This window comes from Proteiniclasticum sp. (assembly GCF_003514505.1).
Lineage (GTDB): Bacteria > Bacillota > Clostridia > Clostridiales > Clostridiaceae > Proteiniclasticum.
Map to the genome: position 1 here is coordinate 45,961 of NZ_DOPX01000004.1, position 7,333 is coordinate 53,293.

General features: G+C 45.5%; 7 protein-coding genes and 1 pseudogene. 5 read left to right on the top strand and 3 right to left on the bottom strand.

Annotated features, from left to right (window positions below):
• Position 1: 1 nt before the first annotated feature.
• Genes citE through citC form a run of 3 tightly spaced genes read right to left on the bottom strand, consistent with a single transcriptional unit; the run spans position 2 to position 2,238 of the window.
• On the bottom strand, positions 2-892 hold the full coding sequence (gene citE, locus DEF30_RS00590; RefSeq protein ID WP_031577439.1) for a citrate (pro-3S)-lyase subunit beta: 891 nt from the start codon (positions 890-892) through the stop codon (positions 2-4).
• On the bottom strand, positions 880-1,200 hold the full coding sequence (gene citD / locus DEF30_RS00595; RefSeq protein ID WP_031577440.1) for a citrate lyase acyl carrier protein: 321 nt from the start codon (positions 1,198-1,200) through the stop codon (positions 880-882). The genes citE and citD (DEF30_RS00595) overlap by 13 nt, the downstream gene beginning before the upstream one ends.
• Before the next feature lie 6 nt (positions 1,201-1,206).
• Positions 1,207-2,238 (bottom strand): [citrate (pro-3S)-lyase] ligase, encoded by a 1,032-nt coding sequence (gene citC, locus DEF30_RS00600; RefSeq protein ID WP_294095186.1) that lies wholly within the window; start codon positions 2,236-2,238, stop codon positions 1,207-1,209.
• 336 nt (positions 2,239-2,574) lie between these two features.
• Between citC and citD (DEF30_RS00605) the strand changes: the two genes are divergently transcribed.
• The 5 genes and pseudogenes from citD (DEF30_RS00605) to DEF30_RS00625 form a co-directional block, all read left to right on the top strand.
• Complete coding sequence (gene citD / locus DEF30_RS00605; RefSeq protein ID WP_031577442.1) at positions 2,575-2,874, top strand: citrate lyase acyl carrier protein; 300 nt, start codon at positions 2,575-2,577, stop codon at positions 2,872-2,874.
• Positions 2,871-3,776: an aldolase/citrate lyase family protein gene (locus tag DEF30_RS00610; protein WP_294095191.1), complete on the top strand. Its 906-nt coding sequence runs from the start codon at positions 2,871-2,873 to the stop codon at positions 3,774-3,776. The genes citD (DEF30_RS00605) and DEF30_RS00610 overlap by 4 nt, the downstream gene beginning before the upstream one ends.
• The gene (gene citF / locus DEF30_RS00615) at positions 3,773-5,335 is read left to right on the top strand and encodes a citrate lyase subunit alpha (RefSeq protein ID WP_294095196.1); all 1,563 of its coding nucleotides are present in this window, start codon (positions 3,773-3,775) and stop codon (positions 5,333-5,335) included. Before DEF30_RS00610 ends, citF begins: the two co-directional genes overlap by 4 nt.
• Before the next feature lie 106 nt (positions 5,336-5,441).
• The gene (locus DEF30_RS00620; protein WP_294095197.1) at positions 5,442-6,749 is read left to right on the top strand and encodes a 2-hydroxycarboxylate transporter family protein; all 1,308 of its coding nucleotides are present in this window, start codon (positions 5,442-5,444) and stop codon (positions 6,747-6,749) included.
• A 269-nt stretch (positions 6,750-7,018) separates the two neighbouring features.
• Positions 7,019-7,333 (top strand): annotated as a pseudogene (locus tag DEF30_RS00625) (oxaloacetate decarboxylase subunit alpha); the annotation flags it as partial.

Below are 7,333 nucleotides of genomic sequence, written 5' to 3' on the forward strand. Positions count from 1 at the left end.
TTTATTCCCCTTTCCTGTATATACCTGCAGCTTCAGCAAGCAGAAGTACTCTTTCTGCCCTCTCCACAATCGGCTTATCGATCATTTTACCATTGAGCGCAATAACACCTGACCCTTTTGACTCAGCCTCTTCGATGGCATTCATTACCGCAATGGCATTCTGTATCTCTTTTTCTGTAGGCGTGAACACACTGTTTACCACAGGAATCTGCCTTGGATTAATCACGGACTTTCCGTCAAAACCAAGCTGCTTGATGAACTCCGTCTCTTTTCTCAGGGTATCCACATCATCCACATTGGAGAAAACAGTGTCCAGTGCAGCAATACCAACCGCTCTCGCAGCATGTACAATCATAGATCTGGCGAAGAATATTTCCTCACTGTCTCTTTCAGCGTATCTTCTGGTCTTCATGGAGGTCACATAGTCCTCAGCGCCCAAAGCGATACCGATGAGACGTTTGCTGGACTTTGCGATACTGAGGGCATTGAGAACACCTACAGGTCCTTCAATGGCTGCCATCATACGGGTGGATCCTTCTTCCCTTCCACACTGTCTTTCTGCCTCAAGAATCACTTCTTCCACATCCAGCACATCTTCTGCTGTCTCTGTTTTAGGCAGACGGATCACATCAATCCCTGCGCGGACCATGGCATGGATATCATTTCTTCCTCCCTGGTCCAGACTGTTGATACGCACTACGGTCTCTACGTTTCCATAATCTATGGTCTTCACTGCCTGATACACAAGAAAACGGGCCGTATCCTTCTCCTTCAGTGATATGGAATCTTCCAGATCAAACATGATGGAGTCCGCTCCATAAATATATGCATCTCTCAACATTCCTGCGTTGCTTGCAGGAACAAACATCATGGTTCTTCTTAAACGTTCCATGTTTCCAGCTCCTCCCAATCTATTTCTTCGGTCTTTCCAGAAGCTCTATGCACCACAGCAATGGTTCTAGCGATGATGGTGCAATCTAAAGCTCCTTTATCTGTTACGAGAAGCTTGGCATCCTTTATGCCCATATTTTTCAGTGTTTCTGTTAGTACTTCCCGGATTCTTCTGCCATACTGATTGGCGACGCTGCTCTTAAGCTCGATTTCAATTCCTCTTCCTTCATTTTCATCAATGATGATCTGAAGATCTGATGATTCCAGCGTACCAGCTATGGCCTGTTTCTCAATCTTAAAATTCCCCATGGACTTCTACATCTCCTCTTCCTTAAGTTTCTTTTGGATAATCTTGCCTTCCTCCGACTGAAGAAATGCATAGGTTGTATCGGGAACCAGATTCTTCAGTTCCTCCATACGGTCCTCTTTCATGTATTTTCTGACTCTGGATGCACTGATGACTTCTCCCTCTGACTCTTTTCTTCTGATCACCACAAGGCTCAAATCATCACCAAAGACTTTCTGCAGTGCACCATTGTATATGTTGGTGGCAAAAGACAATGGCTCTTCCCCTACAAATCTGGTGGTAATCCCCAGCGTCTTCGCAATGTGGTTCTTAAAGATCTTCGCATCCAGACTGGCCTGAATCTCAGTCACATCCCGGTCTTCTTTCAGGAAATACGATGGAAATGTCTTTGCAGACACCATATAATCTCCTGTTTCATGCACGATGACATTAGACAGATGCGCTGTTCCTTTTTTCACAAGGTCCATTCTGACAGCCGAAGGAAATGCGGACAAGTCTTCTGTGAGGACGAAAACATGAAGGACATCGCTTTCTTTTGCTGCTGTCTCTATGAGGTAGAGGTGCCCCTTTGTGAATGGATTGGCATTCATGACGATTCCTGAAATCCTCTCGCCTGGAACCTTTGTCTTCTCCAGCTTCTTCAAAAAGTCGTCAAATCCGAAGACTGCCTTTTCAAGAAAGACCAGATCCTCTCCAACCCGTTCAATCTCCTTGAAGCCTAAATAGCCGAAGGACTGAACGGATTCAGGCTTTGTGTACACATAGCAGGAGGTGAATCCGGCATCAAAGACCTCACTCATGAGATGGGAGATCAATAAGCTCACCACTTCACCACCTGTGTATTTTTTGCAGACCGCAATACACTTCAAGACATTTTTGAACCGGGATCCCGTGGCAACGAGTTTATCTCCATCGTATACACCAACGGTATATTCTACCTGCTCTTCTCCTCGAATCCCTGCATCTTTCAGCATCTTCTCCCATGCTTCTCTTGCAGTGGGGCTTCGTTTAATCCACATTCTTTGTACTGTGTAGTTCATGGCCACCTCTCCCAAACATTCTGCGCATCATGTTTTCTGACTATCTTATCGTATCGATTACATGTTCATTATACGATAAGATTTTCAAATCATGTGTTTTTTCTCTGTTCTTTGTTTCACGATCTCCTTTGACTATTCCCTCCACATCCGCTCACGCAACGCAAATTTCCACATTAACACATTCGTAATAACAGTACTTCTTCATTGTAATAGTCGCATTAAGGTGCTGTTTTTTTACTGTTCTTTAATTATAAACGTATTGTTAAGACAATAACTTTAAATTATACTGAGTGAAAACGTTAAGATATTTTTCATCAGATTGAAGGGGTGATATGTTTGAAACTGAACCATTCCGCCATGGCGGGTACTGTAGAATCCAGTGATATTCAGATTATGATTTCTCCAAAAGAGGAACCAGGCATAGAACTGGTTCTCGAAAGCAGTGTCCTTGGACAGTACGGCAATCAGATCAGAAAAACCATACTCGATACACTGAAGTCACTTCAGGTGGCTGATGCCAAAATCATCGCCATCGATAAAGGTGCTTTGGACCTTACCATCCGCTCAAGAGTTCAAACCGCAGTATTTAGGGCCATAGATCAGTTTGAGGATTTACCTTGGGAGGTGATGATGTGAGTTTTGATAAAAAGAAACGGCTCCGCAGAACCATGATGTTTCTTAATGCCCATCGGGCAAGCCTTGTGAAAGATCCTTATGTCTACAAACCAGATTCCATCATCTTTGATCTGGAGGATGCGGTGTCGGAAAATCAGAAAGACTCTGCAAGAATCCAGCTCTACAACACTCTGAAGTATGCAGATTATAAAGGTGTTGAGAGACTTGTTCGAATCAATGGATTTGATTCGAAGCACTGGAAAGAAGACGTCCGTGCTTCCGTAGCTGGAGGATGCGATGGCATCCGAATTCCAAAATGCGAAAAGAAAGAGGATGTACTCCGTGTAGAAGAAGAAGTAAGAAAAGCCGAACTGGAGTTTCACAAGGAACTTGGCTCCACCCTGCTCATGGCAGCCATCGAAACCCCGCTGGGTGTTCTGAATGCCTATGAACTGGCTGCGAGTTCAGACCGGATTCTCGGCATATCCATTGGTGCTGGAGATTTCATGAGAACCATGCACGCCAAACGGACTGCTGAAGGCTTTGAAATGCTTGCAGCAAGAAGTCATCTGATTCTGGCAGCAAGAGCCGCTGATGTCATGTGTTTTGATACCGTGCATACAGATGTGGAAGACTTGGATGGACTCCGAAGAGATACAGAGCTCATCAAGAATATGGGCTTCGACGGAAAATCCGTCATCAGTCCAAAGCAGATCTCCATCATCCATGAGGTTTTCACACCCACACAAAGTGAAATCGAAATGGCAGAAAAAACAATTCTCGGTGTAGAGGAACTGGCCAAAGAAGGCGTAGGCGTCTTCATTGTGGACGGTCAAATGATTGACATCGCCATGGTGGAAGGTGCACGTAGAGTTCTTCATCTGGCAAAAGCATCGGGAGTCTACAGGGGGGATTTGGTATGAAGAATTTAGTAGGCCGTGATATTCCAGAACAGTTTCTGAAGGATGGGAAAGAGGTTTTTCAGGGGCAGCACTACCGAGATGGATATACCTATAAGAAAGCAAGTCCGACGGTAAGGTCTTACATGAAGCCTAGTGAAGGCAAACTGGCTTCTTCCTTGGAAGAAGCCATCAAACAGTCTGGTCTTAAGGACGGAATGACTGTATCTTTCCACCACCACTTCAGAGATGGGGACTATGTTGTCAACATGGTCATGGATGCCATTCATCAGCTGGGAATCCGGGATATCACCATATGTGCCAGTTCTCTCGGTACTGCCCACGCACCTATTGTAAAGTATATTGAAGACGGCACCATCACCGGGATTTCCTCCAGTGGAGTCCGAGGCGAGATTGGAGATGCCATCTCCAGCGGCAAGCTGAAAAATCCAGCCTTCATCAGAAGTCATGGCGGCCGTGTCAGAGCCATCGAAACCGGAGATATCCATATCGATGTGGCATTCATCGGTGCTCCAACCTCAGATGCTTTCGGAAATGCTCGAGGAAAAGGCGGAAAATCCGATTGTGGTGTTCTCTCCTATTCCATGGTGGATGCAAAGTATGCTGATAAAGTGGTTGTCATCACCGATACCTTGGTGCCCTTCCCCAATTATCCACCAAGCATTGAACACATTGATGTGGATCATGTGGTTGTGGTTCCGGAAATCGGAAACCCTAAAAAAATCGCCAATGCTCTTCTTCGGTTCACAACAGACCCTAGAGAACTGCTCATTGCAGAATATGCCACAAAGGCGCTGGTAAGCACCCCTTATTTCAAAGACAATTTCTCCTTCCAGACAGGCGGTGGCGGACCATCCCTGGCAGTCACAAGATTTCTGAAGCCTTACATGCTGGAGAAAAACATCAAAATGGGCTTTGCCATTGGGGGAATCACAAAACCCATGATCGACCTTCTGGAAGAGGGTCTCATCAAGACCATCGTGGATGCTCAGGACTTTGACCTTACATCCATCGCTTCTGTCCATGATCATCCAAGGCATTTTGAGATCTCCACTTCCCAATATGCAAACCCCATGAACAAGGGTGCCTTTGTCAATCAACTGGATTTTGTCATACTGGGCGCTTTAGAGGTGGACACAGATTTCAACGTCAACGTCATCACAGGCTCAGACGGCGTAGTAAGAGGTGCTCCTGGAGGTCACGTGGATACCGCAGCCGGAGCCAAGTGCTCCATCATTGTGGCTCCGCTTGTCAGAAGTAGAATTCCAACCATCAAAGACTCTGTCATCACTGTGACAACTCCAGGTGAGAGTGTCGATATTGTGGTTACCGAAGTAGGTGTGGCCATCAATCCGATGCGTCAGGATCTTCTGGATGCTCTCAAAGACTCAGGACTTCCGCTCATGACCATAGAAGAGCTCCGGGATGAAGCCTACGCCCTTGTAGGTAAACCCGAAGAGATCGAGTTTCTTGATCAGGTGGTGGCTCTTGTAGAATATAGAGATGGAACGCTCATCGATGTCATAAGAAAACCAAAACCTGTGACCCTATCATCCATTTGATTTTATGTCAGGATTCAGACTTCATAACTCCCCGTAGGATGGATCCTGTCTGAAATAATATATTCATCATTATTATTATTAATTTATTATTGGAGGAATGAACAACATGACAAACTCAACAAACGCCAAGAAAGCACTGAAGCTTTACGGCATGCCATGGTGGTTTGCCACTGCAGCCATTTTAGTTGTATATCTTGCTGCATACCTTGAAGTGCTCTCTACCGATATGGCAGGAACACTTGCCCTGATGCTGGCCATCGCAGTTCCGCTTTATGAAATCGGAAAGAGGATTCCAATCTGGAACAAATATGTCGGTGGTGGACTTGTCCTTACTTTCTTTGGCACAGCGGCACTTGTGCAATATAATGTAATCCCAGCGAAGTACACTGAATCCATTGCCATTTTCATGGATGACACAAACTTCCTGACTTTCTTCATCATTGTACTGATCACAGGTTCTGTGCTTTCCCTTGACAGAGACATTCTTCTCAAGAGCTTTGCCGGTTATGTGCCTGCAATTCTTGGTGGTGTGGTCGGCGCAGCACTCCTAGGAATCCTTGGTGGTCTTCTATTTGGAGTAAACCCAATCTTGATTCTTCTTCAGTATGTGCTTCCAGTCATGGGTGGAGGTAATGGTGCTGGTGCCATTCCATTATCCCAGATCTACGCCGATGTTACCGGCGGAAGCAGTGACTCCTACTATGCTTTTGCCATTGTTATTTTGACCATCGCTAATATTTTCGCCATCATGACTGCAGCTATGCTGAACAGCCTTGGTGAAAAGAAGCCGGAATGGACTGGAGACAAGAAGACCCTTCTTAGAAATTCTAATTTCGTAGTAAAAGATGATTCCAACGAAAAGGTAAGTATGAATGATATCGGTGCAGGACTCTTCCTTGGAGTATCAGCCTTCACCTTCGGGCGAGTAATGTCCTCAAAGATTCTGCCAACCATTTTCGGTGCTCCCATCCATCAGCTGGCCTACATGATCATCTTCGTGGTGATTCTTGCTGCTACAGGTGTAGTACCAAAGAGTATCAGACTTGGCGCAAAGAAGCTTCAGTCCTTCATCACCACAGCATTGACCATCGTTGTTATGGTTGGTGTGGGTGCTGATATGGATCTTGGTGAATTTGTAGCAGCATTAACCCTTCAGAACGCAGTTATCGCACTTCTGATCGTCATCGGCGCCATCCTTGGTTCAGCAATTGTGGGATATTTTGTTGGATTCTATCCAATCGATGCTGCCATCACCGCTGGTCTTTGTATGGCCAACAGAGGTGGTTCAGGAGGCATCGCAGTACTTGGTGCTGCAGACAGAATGGAGCTCATGGCATACGCTCAGCTTTCCAGCCGTCTTGGTGGAGCCATCATTCTGATTCTTGGAAGCTTTGCTTTCTCCTTCCTGATGTAACAGTTAAGTAATTAAACCATTCATTTAACACCCGATTCTCTGAAAAGGTGCACGACAAGAAGACAGTCGTGCACCTTTATTATTCCTTTTGTTATTATTTTCAACTCTCGTTTTCTCTATGTTTTTTCGGTGTTTTTTCGCTTATCTTTTATTGTGAGGCACCTGGTAATCGTTTATACTTGTATTGATTACAGTTATTTTGTCTGCCTATGAAAAACATTTTTACAGGCAGAAATCCTATCATCTAAATCTTGTAGGAGGAATTATACATGACGAAAGTCTTATTGAATGACTTAACAGTCCGGGATGGAAATCAGAGCCTTCTGGCCACGAGAATGGCCAAAGAAGACATCATCGCCCTGGTGGAAGCCCTGGACAAAGTGGGATACAATGCCATGGAAGTGTGGGGTGGCGCCACTTTTGACGCATCTCTGCGCTTTCTTTCTGAAAACCCCTGGGAGATCCTAAGGGAAATCCGAAAGGCAGCCAAGAACACCAAGCTGTCCATGCTGCTGCGTGGTCAGAACCTCGTAGGCTACCGCCATTATGACAACGACACCCTGGAGCGGTTCATCCGCCTTGCC